Annotated in this window: 15 protein-coding genes and 1 pseudogene; 4 read left to right on the top strand and 12 right to left on the bottom strand. The window is 72.0% G+C overall.

Translation table 11 applies throughout. From position 1 onward, the window contains the following. The 12 genes and pseudogenes from ACFYWG_RS16135 to uvrC form a co-directional block, all read right to left on the bottom strand. Positions 1 to 514 (bottom strand): annotated as a pseudogene (locus ACFYWG_RS16135) (glucose-6-phosphate isomerase); the annotation flags it as partial. 61 nt (positions 515 to 575) lie between these two features. Further along, positions 576 to 1841: an MFS transporter gene (locus tag ACFYWG_RS16130; protein ID WP_389201779.1), complete on the bottom strand. Its 1266-nt coding sequence runs from the start codon at positions 1839 to 1841 to the stop codon at positions 576 to 578. 160 nt (positions 1842 to 2001) lie between these two features. After that, positions 2002 to 2337: an RNA polymerase-binding protein RbpA gene (locus ACFYWG_RS16125; RefSeq protein WP_129797281.1), complete on the bottom strand. Its 336-nt coding sequence runs from the start codon at positions 2335 to 2337 to the stop codon at positions 2002 to 2004. Between the two features lie 207 nt (positions 2338 to 2544). After that, a complete protein-coding gene (secG, locus tag ACFYWG_RS16120; RefSeq protein WP_094052663.1) occupies positions 2545 to 2781 on the bottom strand; it encodes a preprotein translocase subunit SecG in 237 nt (78 codons plus the stop codon). Positions 2782 to 2877: 96 nt separating this feature from the next. After that, positions 2878 to 3654, bottom strand: coding sequence for a triose-phosphate isomerase (tpiA, locus tag ACFYWG_RS16115; RefSeq protein ID WP_376331891.1), 777 nt, complete (start codon positions 3652 to 3654; stop codon positions 2878 to 2880). Between the two features lie 6 nt (positions 3655 to 3660). Then, entirely contained in the window at positions 3661 to 4872 is a 1212-nt protein-coding gene (locus ACFYWG_RS16110; protein ID WP_383510460.1) for a phosphoglycerate kinase, read from the bottom strand. Between the two features lie 144 nt (positions 4873 to 5016). Beyond that, a complete protein-coding gene (gene gap / locus ACFYWG_RS16105; protein WP_309094746.1) occupies positions 5017 to 6024 on the bottom strand; it encodes a type I glyceraldehyde-3-phosphate dehydrogenase in 1008 nt (335 codons plus the stop codon). A 226-nt stretch (positions 6025 to 6250) separates the two neighbouring features. Beyond that, a complete protein-coding gene (locus ACFYWG_RS16100; RefSeq protein ID WP_389201775.1) occupies positions 6251 to 9202 on the bottom strand; it encodes a M14 family zinc carboxypeptidase in 2952 nt (983 codons plus the stop codon). Between the two features lie 150 nt (positions 9203 to 9352). After that, positions 9353 to 10342 carry a DNA-binding protein WhiA gene (whiA, locus tag ACFYWG_RS16095; RefSeq protein ID WP_376331896.1) on the bottom strand — a complete coding sequence of 330 codons (990 nt, stop codon included), beginning with the start codon at positions 10340 to 10342 and terminating at the stop codon, positions 9353 to 9355. Continuing rightward, positions 10333 to 11412 carry a uridine diphosphate-N-acetylglucosamine-binding protein YvcK gene (gene yvcK, locus ACFYWG_RS16090; protein WP_376331898.1) on the bottom strand — a complete coding sequence of 360 codons (1080 nt, stop codon included), beginning with the start codon at positions 11410 to 11412 and terminating at the stop codon, positions 10333 to 10335. The genes whiA and yvcK overlap by 10 nt, the downstream gene beginning before the upstream one ends. Further along, entirely contained in the window at positions 11409 to 12368 is a 960-nt protein-coding gene (rapZ, locus tag ACFYWG_RS16085) for an RNase adapter RapZ (protein ID WP_376331900.1), read from the bottom strand. The genes yvcK and rapZ overlap by 4 nt, the downstream gene beginning before the upstream one ends. Beyond that, entirely contained in the window at positions 12365 to 14575 is a 2211-nt protein-coding gene (uvrC, locus tag ACFYWG_RS16080) for an excinuclease ABC subunit UvrC (RefSeq protein WP_389201771.1), read from the bottom strand. The genes rapZ and uvrC overlap by 4 nt, the downstream gene beginning before the upstream one ends. A 255-nt stretch (positions 14576 to 14830) precedes the next feature. Here uvrC and ACFYWG_RS16075 point away from each other — a divergent pair, with 255 nt between their 5' ends. The 4 genes from ACFYWG_RS16075 (at position 14831) to ACFYWG_RS16060 (ending at position 18662) form a co-directional block, all read left to right on the top strand. Further along, complete coding sequence (locus ACFYWG_RS16075; protein WP_376331903.1) at positions 14831 to 14992, top strand: hypothetical protein; 162 nt, start codon at positions 14831 to 14833, stop codon at positions 14990 to 14992. A gap of 464 nt (positions 14993 to 15456) precedes the next feature. After that, positions 15457 to 16404, top strand: a complete 948-nt coding sequence (locus ACFYWG_RS16070; RefSeq protein WP_389201769.1) for a hypothetical protein — start codon at positions 15457 to 15459, stop codon at positions 16402 to 16404. 262 nt (positions 16405 to 16666) lie between these two features. Continuing rightward, the gene (locus tag ACFYWG_RS16065) at positions 16667 to 17773 is read left to right on the top strand and encodes a LacI family DNA-binding transcriptional regulator (RefSeq protein WP_389201767.1); all 1107 of its coding nucleotides are present in this window, start codon (positions 16667 to 16669) and stop codon (positions 17771 to 17773) included. Beyond that, entirely contained in the window at positions 17754 to 18662 is a 909-nt protein-coding gene (locus tag ACFYWG_RS16060; protein ID WP_389201765.1) for a carbohydrate kinase, read from the top strand. The genes ACFYWG_RS16065 and ACFYWG_RS16060 overlap by 20 nt, the downstream gene beginning before the upstream one ends. Positions 18663 to 18698 lie beyond the last annotated feature (36 nt).

Here is an 18698-nt window from a genome sequence, read left to right as displayed (position 1 = left end):
GCAGCGCCTCGTAGGCCATCGCCGGGCCCAGATCGGAGCCGCCGATACCGATGTTGACCACGTTGCGGATCGGCCGGCCGGTGTGCCCGGTCCACTGCCGTGAGCGCACCCGCTCGGCGAAGCCGGCCATCTTGTCCAGCACGGCGTGCACATCGGGCACCACGTTCTCGCCGTCGACCTCGATCACCGCGTCCCCAGGGGCGCGCAGCGCGGTGTGCAGCACCGCCCGGTTCTCGGTGGTGTTGATCCGCTCACCGCGGAACATCGCGTCCCGCAACCCGAACACGTCCGTCGCGACAGCCAGATCCCGCAACAGAGCCAGCGTCTCATCGGTGATCAGATGCTTGGAGTAGTCGATGTGCAGGTCCCCGACCCGCAGGGTGTAGGTGCTGCCGCGGCCGGAGTCGGCGGCGAACAGCTCGCGCAGCCCGACGCCGTCGAGCTTCTCGCGGTGCTGGGCGAGTGCGGTCCACTCGGGCGTCTGGTCGAGCCTGGTACGGCCGTCTGCGTTCATCCCGGTCTTCAGCCTTCTTTCCTGTCCTGCGTACCTTGCCCCGCGGTCCCAACCTAGTTGATCAGCGCGTGACGTCAGTCGCCGTACGGTCGTCCGCCTCGACGACAGATACGTCCGTGCGCAGCGCCGGTATCAGTGCGAGGACGGACAGGACGAAGAAGCCGGCCGTCAGCAGGGGCGGGGTGCCGGGCCCCCAGGCGGTGGCGACGGCACCGGCCAGCAGGGCGCCCAGGGGCACTCCGGCCGTGGCGAGGGTCCGGAAGGCCGAGCTGACCCGGCCGAGCATCCCGGCGGGAGCGCGCTCCTGCATCAGGGTGGTGGTGCTGACGTTCCACACCATGCCCATGAACCCGAAGACCGCCAGCGCACCCACGAGGGCGGCCAGGCTGCGCACGGTGCCCATGACGACCAGGGCGGCCGTCTGCACCACCCCGGCGAGCAGCACCGAGCGCAGGCGGCCCAGCCGCGTCACGATCCGGCCGGTCAGCACTCCCCCGGCCAGGCTGCCCACGGTGAAGGCGGTGCCGGCCGCCGCGTAGCCCCCGGGTCCCGCCCGCAGCCAGTCGGTGACGACGACCACGAGCAGGGCGAGCAGGCCGCCCATGCCGATGTTGCACAGGGCGGTCGCGGCGCACAGTCCGCGCAGCGGGCCGTCCCGCCACAGGGTGCGCAGGCCCTCGGCGATCTCCCGGCGCAGGGTGCTGCCGGCGGGTCCGGGCGCCCGGTCGGGCCGGGCCCCGGGCAGGGAGGCGATCAGGGTCGCGGCCACCAGGTAGGTGAGGGCGTCGACCGCGAACGGCACCGCCGCCCCGGCCACGAGCAGCAGCGGCACCGCAGGTCCGCCGAGCAGGCCTCCGGCGACGCGCTGGCCGGTCATCAGCCGGGCGTTGGCGGCGCCCAGCACCTCCCGGTCGACCAGGTCGGGCAGCAGCGCCGTGGCGGCGTTGTCGAAGAGGGTCTGGAGGGTGGTGAGCGCAAAGGCCAGGGCGAGGAGCAGGCCGATCGAGGCGTGGCCGAGGGCGACGGCCACCGCGAAGGCGCCGGTCAGCAGTGCGCGCACGGCGTCGACCGTCCACATGGCGCGCCGCTGGTCCACCCGGTCCGCGACGGCCCCGCCGAGCAGGCCGAAGACGATCCAGGGCAGGTAGCCGCAGGCCGTGACGGAGGCGACGAGCAGCGGCTCGTCGGTCAGGGTGACGGCCAGCAGCGGCAGCGCGGCCGTGCGCAGGGCGTCCCCGAAGCTGGAGAGCACCGCCGCGCTCCACAGCCGCCCGAAGCCCCCGCGCCAGGCGGGCGCACGGGTCTGCCCCTCCTCCACCACGGCCACCGCTCCCCCTCCGGTTCATCCGATGCGCACACCGTAGGGGGTGGCACTGACAACCGGCCGAGGGCGTCAGGCGGTCGAGCCGAGAGCAGCGGACAGCTTCGGCCGAGGGCCTCGAGCAGTTCCGGCCGGGCACCTGTGGGTGCCCGGCCGGTGTCGACTTCTAGATCTCGCCCCGCAGTTTGGCGAGCGCCTCGGCGAGGATCGCCTCACCGTCCGCGTCGCTGCGCCGCTCCCGGACGTACGCCAGGTGCGTCTTGTAGGGCTCGGTGCGCGGCGGGGCCGGGGGGTTGTCCCGGTCCTGGCCGGCTGGAAAGCCGCAGCGGGGACAGTCCCAGGTGTCCGGCACCTGCGCGTCGCTGGCGAAGCTCGGCTGGGTCTCGTGTCCGTTGGAGCACCAGAAGGAGACGCGCAGCCGCGGCGCGGACTCGCCGCGCTCGGCCTCGCCCATCGGCCCCGCCCCGACCCGGCTTCCCCGGATCGCGTTGCCACTTGCCACGGTCGTAACTCCCTGCGTGATGGTGCCGCGAAGCGATTCGGCGTTCCGCTTCGCTGCGAGCGCCTCAGTCTACGTAAGGCCCAACGCGCGTCCAGTGATTGGAGTTACAACCCTCACCCCTAGACGCAAGCCCCATGATAGGCCGCGCTCAGCTGCGCGTACCCGACATGGGGCCTTACGTACGAGTCCGTGCGGAGTGCCGCTCGGTCAGTTGTTCACCTTCATCAGGATGCCGAGCACGACAATGCACGCGAACCACAGCAGACCGATCACGACGGTGATCCGGTCGAGGTTGCGTTCGGCGACCGAGGAGCCACCGACGGAGGACTGCATGCCGCCACCGAACATGTCGGAGAGGCCGCCGCCCTTCCCCTTGTGCATCAGCACCAGCAGCATCAGCAGCAGGCTGAAGACGATCAGGGCGATCGAGAACCCCAAAACCACGGCTGGACCAACTTCCTCGGAATGCGGATGGACGACGCGGGGTCCAGCGCAGCGCTGGACCCCGCAAGGGTACGACGAATCGCCGTTAGCGCATACTCACTGGTCGCGGAAGCGGACGATCTTGACGAACTCGTCGGCGTCCAGTGAGGCACCGCCCACCAGGGCGCCGTCGATGTCGGCCTGGGCCATGATCTCGGCGACGTTGCCGGACTTCACGGAGCCGCCGTACTGGATGCGGACCTTGTCGGCCAGTTCCTGGGAGTACAGCTCGGCGATCTTGGCGCGGATGGCCGCGCAGACCTCCTGGGCGTCCTCGGCGCCGCAGACCTTGCCGGTGCCGATGGCCCAGACGGGCTCGTAGGCGATCACGACGGTCTCGGCCTGCTCGGCGGGGAGGTCCTTCAGACCGCCCTCGACCTGGGCGAGGGTGTGGGAGACGTGGTTGCCCGCCTCGCGGACCTCCAGCTCCTCGCCGACGCACAGGATCGGGGTGATGCCGTGCTTGTAGGCGGCCTTGACCTTGGCGTTCACCAGCTCGTCGGTCTCGTCGTGGTACTGGCGGCGCTCGCTGTGGCCGATGGCCACGTAGGTGCACTTCAGTTTGGCCAGCATGGGGCCGGAGATCTCGCCGGTGTAGGCACCGCCGTCGTGGGCCGAGATGTCCTGGGCGCCGTACTTGATCCTCAGCTTGTCGCCGTCGACCAGGGTCTGCACGGAGCGCAGGTCGGTGAAGGGCGGCAGGACGGCGACCTCGACGGCCTCGTAGTCCTTGTCGGCCAGGGCGAAGGCGAGCTTCTGGACGTGCGCGATGGCCTCGAGGTGGTTGAGGTTCATCTTCCAGTTGCCCGCCATCAGCGGCGTGCGCGTGCTCATAAGGGGTCAGTCCTCCAGTGCGGCGAGGCCGGGGAGCGTCTTGCCCTCGAGGTATTCGAGGGAGGCGCCGCCACCGGTCGAGATGTGGCCGAATGCGTTCTCGTCGAAGCCCAGGATGCGGACCGCGGCGGCGGAGTCGCCACCGCCGACCACCGTGAAGGCCTGGGAGTCGAGGAGGGCCTGGGCGACCGCCTTGGTGCCCTCGGCGAAATCGGGGTGCTCGAAGACGCCCATGGGGCCGTTCCAGAAGACGGTGGCGGCGTCGGCGATCTTCGAGGCGTACAGCGTGCGGGACTCGGGGCCGATGTCCAGGCCCATCTGTCCCTCCGGCATGGCGTCCGCGGCGACCGTGCTGGGCTTGGCCGGGGCCTTGGTCTTGAGGTCCGGGAACTCCGGCGCGACCACGACGTCCACGGGCAGGACCAGCTCGACGCCGTTCTTCTCGGCGCGCTCGATGTACTCCCGGACGGCCGGGAGCTGGTCCTCCTGGACCAGGGACGTGCCGATCTCGTGGCCCTTGGCCTTCAGGAAGGTGAAGACCATGCCGCCGCCGATGAGCAGGCGGTCGGCCTTGCCGAGCAGCTGGTCGATGACGGCGAGCTTGTCGGAGACCTTGGCGCCGCCCAGGATGACGGCGTAGGGCCGCTCGACGTCCTCGGTGAGCTTCTTCAGGACGCCGACCTCGGTGGCGATCAGGTGTCCGGCGTAGTGCGGCAGGCGCGCGGGGAGGTCGAAGACCGAGGCGTGCTTGCGGTGCACCGCGCCGAAGCCGTCACCGACGTAGACGTCGGCGAGGGCGGCCAGCCGGTCCGCGAAGGCGCCGCGCTCGGCGTCGTCCTTGCTGGTCTCGCCGGCGTTGAACCGCAGGTTCTCCACGACGGCGACCTGCCCGTCGGCCAGGCCGGCGACGACGCCCTGGGCGGACTCGCCGACCGTGTCGGTCGCGAAGGCCACGTCGGCGCCGAGCAGTTCACCGAGCCGTGCGGCGGCCGGGGCCAGCGAGAACGCCGGGTCCGGGGCGCCCTTGGGGCGGCCCAGGTGCGAGGCGACGACCACGCGGGCGCCCGCCTCGGCGAGGGCCTGGACCGTCGGCAGCACCGCGCGGATGCGGCCGTCGTCGGTGATGGTCGTGCCGTCCAGGGGGACGTTCAGGTCGGCGCGGACGAACACCCGCTTGCCTGCCACTCCCTCGGAGAGGAGTTCGTCGATCGTCTTCATGCAGGGGACTCCTGAAACAGCTCGTGAGCGCTCGCAAGCGCTCGTGATCGAACAGCTCTGATCTGTACGTGCGTCAGGGCTCGGGCAACGCGACCGCGCGCTGCCCGAGCCCTGCTCTCACACCGTGGTGCCCGGTCTATTCGATCAGAGCTGGTTACCGACGAAGACCGTGAGGTCGACGAGACGGTTGGAGTAGCCCCACTCGTTGTCGTACCAGCCGATGACCTTCACGTTCTTGCCCTCCTGGACCATGGTCAGGGAGGAGTCGAAGGTGCAGGACGCCGGGGCGTTGACGATGTCGGACGAGACGATCGGGTCCTCGGTGTACTCGAGGATGCCCTTCAGCTCGCCCTCGGCGGCCTTCTGGAAGGCGGCGTTGACCTCTTCCTTGGTGACCTCGCGCCCGAGCTCCAGCACCAGGTCGGTGACCGAGCCGGTCGGGACCGGGACGCGCATGGCCATGCCGTCCAGCTTGCCCTTGAGCTGCGGCAGGACCAGCGCGGTGGCCTTGGCGGCACCCGTGGTGGTCGGGATGATGTTCTCCGCGGCGGCCCGCGCGCGGCGCAGGTCCTTGTGCGGGAAGTCCAGGATGCGCTGGTCGTTGGTGTACGCGTGCACCGTCGTCATCAGGCCCTTGACGATGCCGAAGTTCTCGTCGAGGACCTTGGCCATCGGCGCCACACAGTTGGTGGTGCAGGAGGCGTTGGAGATGACGTGGTGGTTCGCCGGGTCGTACGTGTCCTGGTTGACGCCCATCACGATCGTGACGTCCTCGTCCTTGGCCGGAGCCGAGATGAGGACCTTCTTGGCGCCGCCGGCGATGTGCTTCTCGGCGTCCGCCTTCTTGGTGAAGATGCCGGTCGACTCGATGACGATGTCGACGCCCAGCTCGCCCCACGGGATGTCCGCGGGGTTGCGCTCGGCGAGGACCTTGATGGTCTTGCCGCCGACGGTGATGGTGTCCTCGGTGTGCGTGACCTCCTGCTTGAGGCGGCCGAGGATGGTGTCGTACTTCAGCAGGTGAGCGGTGGTCGCGGTGTCACCCAGGTCGTTGACAGCCACGATCTCGATGTCTGCACCCTGCTCCAGCAGCGCGCGGAAGTAGTTACGACCGATGCGGCCGAAGCCGTTGATGCCTACGCGGATCGTCACGAACCGATCTCCTCGTTGGTACGCCGGCCATGAGGTGCCGGCGAGCTCTGTTTGGGATGTCCCCGACCGCCTACGACCCTACCTCCCTGGAGCCCGGGTGGTGACATCCAGATGCCTCATACACGGCAGGGCGGTCCGTACCCGCCAGTAGGGGTACGGACCGCCCACCGCCGGAGGGGGATCAGCCGATCCCGCCGTACGGTGCGGGTCCCCGTCGACCGGGGTGTCACACGTCCAGGGAGGCCAGCGCCTTCCTCATCAGCGCCGCCCGGTCGGCCGGCGAGGCGACGTGCTCCAGGCCGAAGCCCAGCAGCACGGTGTCGTCGGTGGTGACCGCGCCGTACGTCTGGAACAGGGCGCCGGTGCGTGCCCAGTCCTTGAGGACGGCCGGGCTGCCCGCGGGAGGTCCGGCGACCTTCCAGGACCCGAGGGAGGTCTCGAAGCCCTCGGTGTCCTTCGCCGCGCCGCCGACGACGAGCGAGGCGTTGTCGGCGAGCACACCGCGCCCGCCGGTGCCCGGGTCGGTGACGTAGCTGATGGACAGCTCGACCGACTTGCCCGCGTAGGCGCTCAGGTCGAACTCCACCTGCTGCCAGCCGCCGGAGGAGCCGGTCAGGCTGTTCCAGGCGCCGGTGGTGCCGGTCGCGGTGCAGCCGTCGGTGCCCTGGGTCAGGTAGTGCTTCAGCCACGGGTGCTCGGCGATGAAGAACCCGCCCTCGCACTCGGTCGGCACGGTGCCGCGGGTCGCGCCGCCCTTCTCGGGCAGGGTCGTCCAGTCGTCGGCGCCGGTGGTGTGCGCCTCGACGACGACGTGGTCGTAGCCGGCCTCGGTGTCCCACAGCAGGCGGGTGCGCAGGGTGGGCTGCTCCGCCGCGGTGGTGCCGCTGAGGTCGACGGTGCGGCTGAGGCGCTTGTAGGCGTCGTCGGTGTGGACGGCGGCGGCCATGCCGGTGCCCTCGTAGGGGCCGTACGGATTGACGGTGCCGGCGAACTGCCCGGCGCCCTTGCCGGCGAACTGCGGGTACTGCGCGACCGGCAGCTCGTCGGAGGTGACGCTGTAGGTGCCCGCCTTGTCGAGCGGGTTGCCGGGGGCCGCGCCCAGCGCGCCGGTGACGCCGGCCAGCTCGCCGGAGCCGGTGAAGCCGGTGGCCCCAGGGGTGGAGGTGCGGGTGTAGGCACCGAGGTAGTACTGGCTGAAGTCGTTCGACAGGGCGCCGCCGAGGTCCACGCTGCCGCCGGCCTGCTCGCCCGCCTCGATCAGCCGGCCGCCCTCGTTGAGGAAGGCCCGCAGCTGAAGCTGGGTGGCCACCCCGGGGGTGCCGGCGCCGGTGTAGTGGACGACGGTGTCGAAGTGGCTGAGCACGCCGAGCGCGTCGGGCGCGCCCTGCCGGGTGACGTCCCAGACGACCGCCTTGCGGCCGTTGGCCTTGAGCGCGTCGACGTACTTCTGCGCCTGCGTGGCGGTCGCGCCCTCCTCGGCGACGACGAGGGTGCTCGCCCGGGGCCGTTCCGCGACGGTGTAGGTGAAGTGCTCGCTGGAGACCTTCCTGCCGTTCCTGGTCTCGCCGGTGAACCAGACCTCGACCTCGTCGCCCGGCTCGCCGTCCTTGACCTTGGCGCGGTACTCGTCGAAGTAGAGGTTGTCCTCGCCGCCGTAGGTCTCGCCGCCCTTCCAGGGCCGCAGCGCCATGTCGAGGGTCCGGCCGCCGTTGACGCGGTACTTGAGCTCCTTGTCGCGCACCGCCTTGCGGACGACGACGGACACTTCCTGGTCGGCGCCGCGGGAGTAGGACGTGCCGAACGCGGCCGGGGTGAAGTCGGCCGGCTTCAGTCCGACCGACGAGGCCGGGCGGTCGGGGCGCGCGGCGGACTCGGCGACGGAGAGCGCGAACGGGACGTTCTTGGCGAACTCCTGCTGGATCAGCTTCTCGTCGTCCGGGAAGGTGAAGACCGACTGGCAGTCGGATGCCTTCCACTCGTCGTTCGGGTCGAGGTCCGAGGCGCTCTGGCAGGTCGACATCTCGGGCGTGAACATCGCCAGGCCGTTGACGTTCGCCGCGTGGCCGTCGGCCTCGCCGTTGGTGGTGTACAGCTCCGAGGAGAGCTGCGGGTGGTAGCCGGGGATCGCGGAGTTGCCGGGCGTGCCGGCGAGCGCCTCGTACAGGACGTCGTCCGGGGTGTGCGTGGCGACCTGCCAGCCGACTCCGTAGAGCAACAGTTCGGCGGCGGAGTGGTAGTTGATGCCGTACGTGAAGCCGACGCGCTTCTGGAAGGCGTCCAGGGCCTTGGTCTCCGGTTCGGAGTTCGGCCCGGGGCCCCGGTAGGTCTGGCTGGTGGGGTTCGGGGACGAGCCCTCGTCGTCGTAGCCCCACTTGTAGGCGAAGTTGCGGTTCAGGTCGACGCCGTCGCCGGTGGTGATGGCGCCGTCGCCGTTGACGTCCCGCAGGTTCTTGCGCCACTGGCGGTTGGCGGGGTCGGCGAAGGTGAAGTCGTAGCCGTCGGGGTTGGCCGACAGCAGGAACCACAGCTCGGTGGAGTCGACGGCCTTCTTGATCCGCCGGTCCTTCTTGTAGTTGTCCAGGTAGTGGTGCATCAGGCGCCGGGTCATCTCCGGCGTGATCCACTCGCGGGCGTGCTGGTTGGACATGTAGAGGACGGCCGGCTTGGAGCCGTCCTCGGTCCTCTTCGCGCCCTTGGTGAGCTTCAGCGCCAGGATGTCCTGGCCCTTGACCGTCTTGCCGATGGAGACGACCTTGGTGAGGTCCGGGTTCTCCTGAGCGGTCCGCAGCAGTTCCTCGCGGAGCCCGCCCTTGCCGCTCCAGGGGCGGAACACGCCCTCGGCGGCGGCCTCGACGCGCTTCTCGGCCCGGGCCGAGAGGTCGTGCTCGGTGAGGCCGACGCCCTGCTTCTCCAGCTTCCGGGCCTGTGTGTCCGTCAGGTACACCTCAACGGTGGCGGTGCCCTTCTCGGGCACCCGCTCGCTGAGTTCGTGCCCGTCCTGGCCGGCCGCCAGCAGCAGGGGTAGCTGCTTCTGCGTGACGTCGGCGCGGAAGACCTTGACCTCGTCCGGGTCGGACGGGGCCGGACTCCCCGGTTGTGCCTGGGCGATGGGTGCGATGCTCGCTCCGCCGAACAGGAGCGCGCCGACAGCGAGGATCGATCTCGCTCTTCGTCTCATGAACCCCCCTAGCGTGGGTCCGCCACAGCAGCGAACAGATGCCAGGCTCATGACAGACCATGATCGAGTCAAGGGGGCCTCGGACACGCGGAACACCGGTGCCGACCACCCAAGTGGGCGTCGGCACCGGTGTGATGACGGACCGTGAGATCAGCCGACGAGGTTGTCGGCCAGCTCGTCGCTGAGGTTGGCCTCGGTGCCCGGGACGCCGAGGTCGGAGGCGCGCTTGTCGGCCATGGCCAGCAGGCGGCGGATCCGGCCGGCGACCGCGTCCTTGGTCAGCGGCGGGTCGGCCAGCGCACCGAGCTCCTCCAGGGAGGCCTGCTTGTGCTCCATGCGCAGCCGGCCGGCCGCGGCGAGGTGCTCGGGCACGTCCTCGCCGAGGATCTCCAGCGCGCGCTGCACGCGGGCACCGGCGGCGACGGCCGCGCGGGCCGAGCGGCGCAGGTTGGCGTCGTCGAAGTTGGCGAGCCGGTTGGCCGTGGCGCGCACCTCGCGGCGCATCCGGCGCTCCTCCCAGGCCAGCACCGACTCGTGGGCGCCGAGGCGGGTCAGCAGGGCGCCGATCGCGTCACCGTCACGGACGACGACCCGGTCCACGCCTCGCACCTCGCGGGCCTTCGCCGCGATCGACAGCCGGCGGGCCGCGCCGACCAGGGCGAGCGCCGCCTCGGGGCCCGGGCACGTCACCTCCAGGGAGGAGGAGCGGCCGGGCTCGGTGAGCGAGCCGTGCGCGAGGAACGCGCCGCGCCAGGCCGCCTCGGCGTCGCAGGTGGCCCCCGAGACCACCTGCGGGGGCAGGCCGCGGATCGGGCGGCCCCGCCCGTCGACCAGGCCGGTCTGGCGGGCGAGCTGGTCACCGCCCGCGACCACGCGCACCACGTACCGCGAGCCCCGGCGCAGACCGCCCGGGGCCATCACGATCAGTTCGGAGCTGTGGCCGAAGATCTCCAGGATGTCCCGCTTGAGGCGGCGGGCCGCCATCGCGGTGTCCAGCTCCGCCTCGATCACGATGCGGCCGCTCACCAGGTGGAGGCCGCCGGCGAACCGCAGGATGGCGGAGACCTCCGCCTTTCTGCAGCAGGTCCGGGTGACGGGGAGCCGGGAGATCTCGTCCTTCACCGCTGCCGTCATCGCCATGGGCCGATCCTTCCATGCATCCGAAAAATACGGTCGTACGCGGCGGCCAACAGCTCCGGGTCGTGCCTCGGGGTTCCGTCGGGCCTGGCCACCGGCGCCAGCTCGACCGCGGCCCCGAAGCGCTTGGCGGCGTCGGTCAGGGAGTCACGGTCGGGCACGGCGGCCTCGTCGGCCAGCACCACGTCCAGGGCGAGTTTAGGGGCGTGTCGTCCCAAAACCTCCAAATGACGCTGCGGGGAGAAGCCCTCGGTTTCTCCGGGCTGCGGGGCGAGGTTCAGCGAGAGTACCCGGCGCGCCTTGGTCTGCGAGAGCGCGTCCAGCAGCTCGGGCACCAGAAGGTGCGGGATGACCGAGGAGAACCAGGAGCCGGGGCCGAGCACCACCCAGTCGGCGTCCAGCACGGCCTCGACCGCCTCGGGCACGGCCGGCGGGTCGCAGGGCACCAGGTGCACGGACTGCACCTCGCCCGGGGTGAGGGCGACGGTGGCCTGGCCGCGGACCGTGTCGACCTCGTCGGGGCGCGCCGGGTCGTGGCCCCTGACCAGGGCCTGCAGCTCCAGCGGCACGGCCGACATCGGCAGCACCCGGCCCTGCGCGCCGAGCAGGCGTCCGACCAGGTCGAGGGCCTGGACGTGGTCGCCGAGCTGCTCCCACAGGGCGACGATCAGCAGGTTGCCGACCGCGTGCTCGTGCAGGTCGCCCTTGGACTGGAAGCGGTGCTGGATGACGCGCGCCCAGGTCTGGCCCCAGTCGTCGTCCCCGCACAGCGCGGCCAGCGCCTTGCGCAGGTCGCCGGGCGGCAGGACGCCCAGCTCGTCGCGCAGGCGCCCGCTGGAGCCGCCGTCGTCGGCCACGGTGACGACGGCGGTGAGGTCGCCGGTGATCCGGCGCAGTGCGGCGAGCGAGGCGGACAGGCCCATGCCGCCGCCGAGGGCGACGACCTTGGGCTGGGTGCCGCGGCGGCGCGGTCGGCCGCCCCGGGCCTCGGCGGGCCGGCCGCCCCGTTGCACGGTGCTGCCTTCGGGCACCACCCGGCGCAGCCGGCCCAGCCGCGGTGTACGTGGTGTCATTCGCGTCCCATGTCCCGGTGTACGACCACCGTCTCCACGCCCTCGGCGGCGAGCCGGGCGGCCAGCTTCTCCGACATGGCGACCGAGCGGTGCTTGCCGCCCGTGCAGCCCACGGCGATGGTCACGTAGCGCTTGCCCTCGCGGCGGTATCCGGTCGCGACGAGCTGGAGCAGCTCCGTGTAGCGGTCGAGGAACTCCTTGGCGCCGGGCTGGTTGAAGACGTAGCCCGAGACCTCCTCGTTGAGGCCCGTGTAGGGGCGCAGCTCGGGGACCCAGTGCGGGTTGGGCAGGAAGCGGCAGTCGACGACGAGGTCCGCGTCGACGGGCAGGCCGTACTTGTAGCCGAACGACATGACCGTGGCCCGCAGCTCCGGCTCCTCCTCGCCGGCGAACTGGGCGTCCATCTTGGCGCGCAGCTCGTGCACGTTCAGGCTGGAGGTGTCGATCACCAGGTCGGCGTCGCCGCGCAGCTCGCGCAGCAGTTCCCGCTCGGCGGCGATGCCGTCGACGATGCGGCCGTCGCCCTGGAGGGGGTGCGGGCGGCGCACCGACTCGAAGCGGCGCACCAGGGCCTCGTCGGACGACTCCAGGAAGACGATCCGGCGCGTGACGTGCTTGGCCTCCAGGTCGGCGAGGGACTCGCGGAGGTTGTCGAAGAAGCGCCGGCCGCGCACGTCCACGACGACGGCGATGCGGGCCACGTTGCCCTGGGAGCGGGCGCCGAGCTCCACCATGGTGGGGATCAGGGCGGGCGGCAGGTTGTCGACGACGAACCAGCCGAGGTCCTCCAGGCACTTCGCGGCCGTCGAGCGGCCGGCCCCGGACATGCCGGAGATGATCACCAGCTCGGGGATGGCCGCCTCGGGGACCTGGGCCTTGTCGTTGGGCTTGCCCGTACTCACCTGTGCTCCGTCTCCGGCTTGTTCGTGTGGCCCGTGGTGCTCGTTCACGTTCATGTCTCCTGCCCCCGTCGTTCGTCCGGGGCGCCCGCTGCCACGGGCTCCCCACCGGAACCCATCGTGCCCGGTTCCTCTTCCATGATCTCTCCAGTCGCCGTGTTGACGGCGGGTGCGGCCGGGGCCGAGCGGGCCAGGGCGACGGCGATCGTCTCGGCCGTCTTGCGGCCTATGCCGGGGACCTCGCAGATCTGGTCGATCGTGGCGGCCCGCAGCTTCTTCAACGAGCCGAAGTGCTTCAGGAGTGCCTGCTTGCGGGTGTCGCCGAGGCCGGGGACGTCGTCCAGGGGGCTGGACCGGAAGCGCTTGGAGCGCTTGGCGCGCTGGTAGGTGATCGCGAACCGGTGGGCCTCGTCACGGACCCGCTGGAGCAGGTAGAGGCCCTCGCTGGTGCGGGGCAGGACGATCGGGTCGTCGTCGCCGGGGACCCAGACCTCCTCCAGCCGCTTGGCCAGTCCGCACACGGCGATGTCGTCGATGCCCAGCTCGTCCAGGGCGCGCCGGGCGGCGGCGACCTGCGGGGCGCCGCCGTCGACGACGACGAGCTGGGGCGGGTAGGCGAACTTCCTGGGGCGGCCGTCCTCCTCCGTGAGGCCCCCCGAGGCGACCGGGGCGCCGGAGGCGGTGAGGACGTCCGGCGCGTCGTCCCCGGGGGCGCCGGGGCCGTCCGGGGTCCGCGTGAGGGCGTCCGGGCCCGCCGGGGGCTGCGTACCGGTGAGGGCGTCCGTGCCGGTGAGGGCGTCCGTGCCGGTGAGCGGCGTGTCATCCGCTCCCGGACCCGCTCCGTCCGTCCACTCGCCGGTCTTCTCCTTCTCCGCCAGGTAGCGGCGGAAGCGGCGGGTGATCACCTCGTGCATGGAGCGCACGTCGTCCTGCCCGGCGAAGCCCTTGATCTGGAAGCGCCGGTACTCGCTCTTGCGGGCGAGCCCGTCCTCGAAGACGACCATGGAGGCCACCACGTCGTCGCCCTGGAGGTGGGAGATGTCGTAGCACTCGATGCGCAGCGGGGCGCCGTCGAGGTCGAGAGCGTCGGCGATCTCCTCCAGGGCGCGCGAGCGCGTGGTCAGGTCGGAGGCGCGCTTGGTCTTGTGCAGCACCAGCGCCTGCTGGGCGTTGCGCTGCACGGTCTCCATCAGGGCCTTCTTGTCGCCGCGCTGCGGGATGCGCAGGGACACGTTCGAGCCGCGCCGCCCGGCCAGCCACTCCTGCACCGGCTCGACCGGGTCGGGCAGGGCGGGGACCAGCACCTCCTTGGGCACCGCGTCGCCGGTCTCCTCGCCGTACAGCTGCTGCAGGGCGTGCTCGACCAGGGCGCCGGTGGTGATCTCCTCCACCTTGTCGGTGACCCAGCCGCGCTGGCCGCGCACGCGTCCGCCGCGCACGTGGAAGATCTGGACGGCCGCCTCCAGCTCGTCCTCGGCGACCGCGATCAGGTCGGCGTCGGTGGCGTCGGCGAGCACGACCGCGTTCTTCTCCATGGCCTTCTTCAGGGCCCCGATGTCGTCCCGCAGCCGGGCCGCGCGCTCGTACTCCATCTCCTCGGCCGCCTCCGTCATCTGCCGCTCCAGGCGGCGGATGTACGTGCTCGTACGGCCGGTCATGAAGTCGCAGAACTCCTCGGCCAGTTCGCGGTGCTCGTCGGCGGTGACGCGGTCCACGCAGGGCGCGGAGCACTTGCCGATGTACCCGAGGAGGCAGGGGCGGCCGGTGCGGGCGGCGTTCTTGAAGACGCCCGCCGAGCAGGTGCGCACGGGGAAGACACGCAGCAGCAGGTCGACCGTGTCGCGGATCGCCCACGCGTGCGCGTACGGCCCGAAATAGCGCACGCCCTTCTTCTTGTGACCGCGCATCACCTGCACACGCGGGTACTCCTCGTTCATCGTCACCGCGAGGTACGGGTAGCTCTTGTCGTCGCGGTACTTGACGTTGAACCGGGGGTCGAACTCCTTGATCCACGAGTACTCCAGCTGGAGCGCCTCGACCTCCGTGGACACCACCGTCCACTCCACGGACGCCGCCGTGGTGACCATGGAGCGGGTGCGCGGGTGCAGCCCCGCCAGGTCCTGGAAGTAGTTCGCCAGGCGCTGGCGCAGGCTCTTCGCCTTTCCGACGTAGATCACCCGGCGGTGCTCGTCACGGAACCTGTAGACCCCCGGGGTGTCGGGGATCTCGCCCGGTTTGGGGCGGTAGCTGGAGGGGTCGGCCATGTCTCACACCCTACTGGCGGCGACCGACAGCGCGGCGGGCGGCGGGGCGTGCCCGGGGACCCGGTGAGCGGGCAGTTTCCAACGGCATGTCCCACCCCGGGATTACCGGGGCCCGGGAGCGGGAATGCAGGCTTCCCACGGGGCACGGTGACGTCCGGGCGGGCGGAGGCGTGTCGGTGCAGACACAGGTTGTCAGGCGGACCGGCCGCTTCCGGCGCGGAGGCGGTACGGGCCACGGGTCGGAGGGCTGCGCGGATGAAGCGGATGCGGATCGAGAAGAACCGGCGCACGACCCGTGCCCGCCGGTACGCGGACGAGCCGTTCGCCCTGAGCGACGTGCTGGACCCCCGCGACCCCGACATAGTGCGCGCCAAGCGGCTCGCCCTGGAGCAGCGCGCCGGGAGCGAGCCCTCCTAGGGCCTGTCGTTTGGATCTTGGCGCAGGGCATCGGCAGCACAGGTGAACGCCGGTGAGCGGGGTCTGGTGCGTGCAGCTGCAAGGCGGAGGAGGGAGTCGATGCGGAGCATCGGCGAGTGACGACAACGCGGCAGATGCGCGTGCCAGGCCCCGCGTCTGCGTCATGATCCGAACGACAGGCCCTAGGTGCCTGGCGGCACCGCCCGCCGGACACACGTCCACCACGAACGCCCGGGGCGCACGCCCCGGGCGTTCGCATGCCCGGCCCACCCCGGCCGGGAGTACGTCACTGTCCGGCATCAGGTGTTGTCGGGATCAGGTCAACACGCTTCAATGCGGGGGAACTCGGGGCCTGAACGCCGGCGTACGGATGTGAAGAACCGTCGCCCACGCCGGCCGGGCGTCCCGGGAGCACCGTGCGAACGGTCTGACCAGCCGTTGCCGACTCACAGAGAGGCCCCTGCATGCCGCACGCCACACAGCTCGCCGACGTCGCCCCCACGGAACTGGACTCGGTCCTGCGGGGCGGACCCTTCCACGTCGCCCTGCGTGCCGCGATCGCCGCCCGGGGGCTGCCGCTGCAACGCGTGCAGCACCACCTGTCCCGCCACGGTGTGAAGGTGGGCGTCACCAGCCTCAGTTACTGGCAGCAGGGCGCACGCCGCCCGCAGCGCCCCGAGTCCCTGCGGGCCGTACGGGCCCTGGAGGAGATCCTGCAGCTGCCCGAGGAGTCGCTGATCCGGCTCCTGGCCGAGCCGGGCGACGGTCCGGCCGGGCAGCGGTCCGCCGCCCGGTCCCACCGCTCCCTGGTGGAGGCCTCGGGAGTGCTCGACCAGCTGCTCGCCGAGCTGGACTGCCCGCCGGACACGGGCCTGCACACCCTCGCCCACCACGAGCGGCTGCGGATCGGTCCCCGACGCGAGCTGGCCGGCCGCGAGTCGCACCACATCGTGCGCGCCCACCGCGACGGCGTCGACCGCTTCGTCGCCGTCCACCACGGCGACCGGGGCGCCGTGCCGGAGCGCATACGGGTCCACGCCCTGGAGAACTGCCGTCTGGGGCGCGTGCGCCGCCACGGCGGCACCGGCGTCCTGGCGGCCGAGCTGCTGTTCGACACCCGGCTGCGCTCCGGGGACACGTTCCTGTTCCGCTACGGCGTCGAGGACGGGACGGCGGGCGTGTCAGGCGAGTACGTGCGCGGGTTCGACACCCCGGGCGGCCAGTACGCGCTCCAGGTGTCCTTCGACGCCGCGGCCCTCCCCGTACGCTGCCACCGGTTCGCCCAGCACTCGGCGGCGGCGCCGCGCAGCGGGTGCCAGGAGCTGCCGATCAGCGGGCACCACCGCTCGGTGCACCTCGTCGAGCCCCGGGTGCGGGCCGGGTTCCTGGGAATCGGGTGGGACTGGGAGTAGGCAGCGGCGGGCGGCACCGGCACCGGCACCGGCACCGGCACCGGCACCGGCACCGGCACCGGGCAGCGTCCCCGGGCGAGGGGGCGGACGCATGACCGGGGGCCTGCGCGTAAACGCTTGCGCAAGCGTTTACGCGCGCTGGTGGATGCGATACCTTCCCGCCTGAGCCTCCGAGCCCGCCGAGCCCGCCGAGCCCTCCCGGCCCTTCGCGCCGGTGAGTCGTGCGGAGCCCGGTGCGCTCGGTCGTGAGGAAGGGAGCGGCATGGCCACGATGGCCGACGTCGCCCGGAGCGCCGGAGTCTCCGTGGCGACCGTCTCCCACGTGCTGAACGGCACCCGGCCGGTGCTGCCGCACACCCGCCAGGCGGTGCTGGACGCCGTCGAGGAACTGGGCTACACGACGAACACGCTGGCCAGGTCTCTGGTGACAGCCCGTACCCGGTCCATCGGACTGGCCGTGTCGGTGATCGGCAACCCCTACTTCACCGAGATCCTCCAGGGCGTGGAGGCGGCGGCCCTGGAGGCCGGCCACAGCCTGCTCATCGCCGATCCCCACGACGACCCGGAGCACGAGCGCAAGGTCGTCCGGCTGCTCCACGAACGCCGGGTGGACGGCTTGATCGTCGCGCCGTCGGCGCACCCGAGCGGGCTGCTGGCGTACCTGTCCCGGCACCGCGTTCCGGCCGTGCTGCTCGACCGGCTGGCCGACGCGCCCGGCACGGAGGGCGGCCCCCGCTTCGACCAGGTCTGCGCCGACAACGCCGAGCCGATGTCCCGGCTGGTCACCCATCTCGCCGGGCTCGGCCACCGGCGGATCGGGCTGGTGGCGGGGCTGCCCGGGCTCAGCACCACGAGCGAGCGGATCATGGGCTACCGCAGCGGCCTCGCCTTCGCGGGGCTGCCGTACGACGGGCGGCTCCTGGTGCACGGAGACTCCGAGTCGGCCGGCGCCGAGCGGGCGACCGCCGCGCTGCTCTCCCTCGGCGCGCCGCCCACCGCGCTGGTGACCGGCAATAACGCCATGACCATCGGCGCCCTGCGGGCCCTGCGCTCCCAGGGCGTCCCGGTGCCGGACGGCATGGCGCTGTGCTGCTTCGACGACTTCCCCTGGGCGGACCTGTTCTCGCCCCGGCTCACCGCCGTCGCCCAGCCCGGCAGGGACATCGGCGCCCGGGCCGTCCGCGTGCTGCTGGAGCGTCTGCGCGAGCCGGACCGGCCCGCCCGGACCGTGCGCCTGCCCTGCACTTTCGTCCACCGCACGTCGTGCGGTTGCTCCGACGCGTCCGGGAAGCCGCCCGCGGACCCGGCCGCCGACCCCGTCAGCAACCCGTCCGAGAAGGGACCCCGTCGTGATCGTCGTCGCCGGTGAGGCACTGATCGACCTGGTACCGCGGGGCGCCGGCGCCCTCGCGGCGCTGCAGCCGGCGCTCGGCGGCGGCCCGTTCAACACGGCCGTGGCGCTCGGCCGCCTCGGCTCCCCCACCGCGTTCTGCTCCCGGGTGTCGGACGACGCCTTCGGCGAGGCCCTGCTGGACCGGCTGCGCGCGACCGGGGTGGACGTGTCGTCGGTGCAGCGGGGCGGCGAGCCCACCACGCTGGCCGTGGCCACGCTCGGCGAGGACGGTTCCGCCGCGTACACGTTCTACGTCGAGGGGACCGCGGACCGCCTCTTCTCGGCGCCCGCCGCGCTGCCGACCGGGACGCGGGCCGTCTCGTTCGGCACGTGCTCGCTCGTGCTGGAGCCGGGGGCGAGCGCGTACGAGGAGCTGATGCGCGCGGCCGCCGGGCAGGGGGCGTTCACGGCCCTGGACCCGAACATCCGGCCGGGGCTGATCGCGGACGCGGATGCCTACCGGGCGCGGTTCAAGAGCTGGCTGTCGTCGGTGTCGCTGCTGAAGCTGTCCGCGGAGGACGCCGAGTGGCTCGGCGGCACGCCCCGGGAATGGCTGGCGGCCGGTCCGGCGGCGGTCGTCGTCACCCGGGGCGGTGCCGGTCTGACCGCGTACACGCGCGACGGCGGCGAGTACACGGTGCCGGGCGAGCGGGTCGAGGTCGTCGACACGATCGGCGCGGGCGACACGGTGAACGCGGCGCTGCTGCACGGGCTCGCCGTCCGTGACGCCCTCACCGACCGGGGCGTGGCCGGCCTGGGCGAGGACGGCTGGACAGAGCTGCTGCGGTTCGCGGCCCGCGCTGCGGCGGTCACGTGCGCACGCGCGGGCGCGGAGCCGCCGTACGCCCGGGAGCTCGGGGACTGACGGACCTCGGTCCGTCAGTCGGCCCGGCTCCCAGGG

The organism is Streptomyces sp. NPDC003456 (genome assembly GCF_042878735.1).
Lineage (GTDB): Bacteria > Actinomycetota > Actinomycetes > Streptomycetales > Streptomycetaceae > Streptomyces.
Note: the sequence above shows the minus strand (reverse complement) of the source record. Positions and strands in the feature narration are given on the sequence as shown.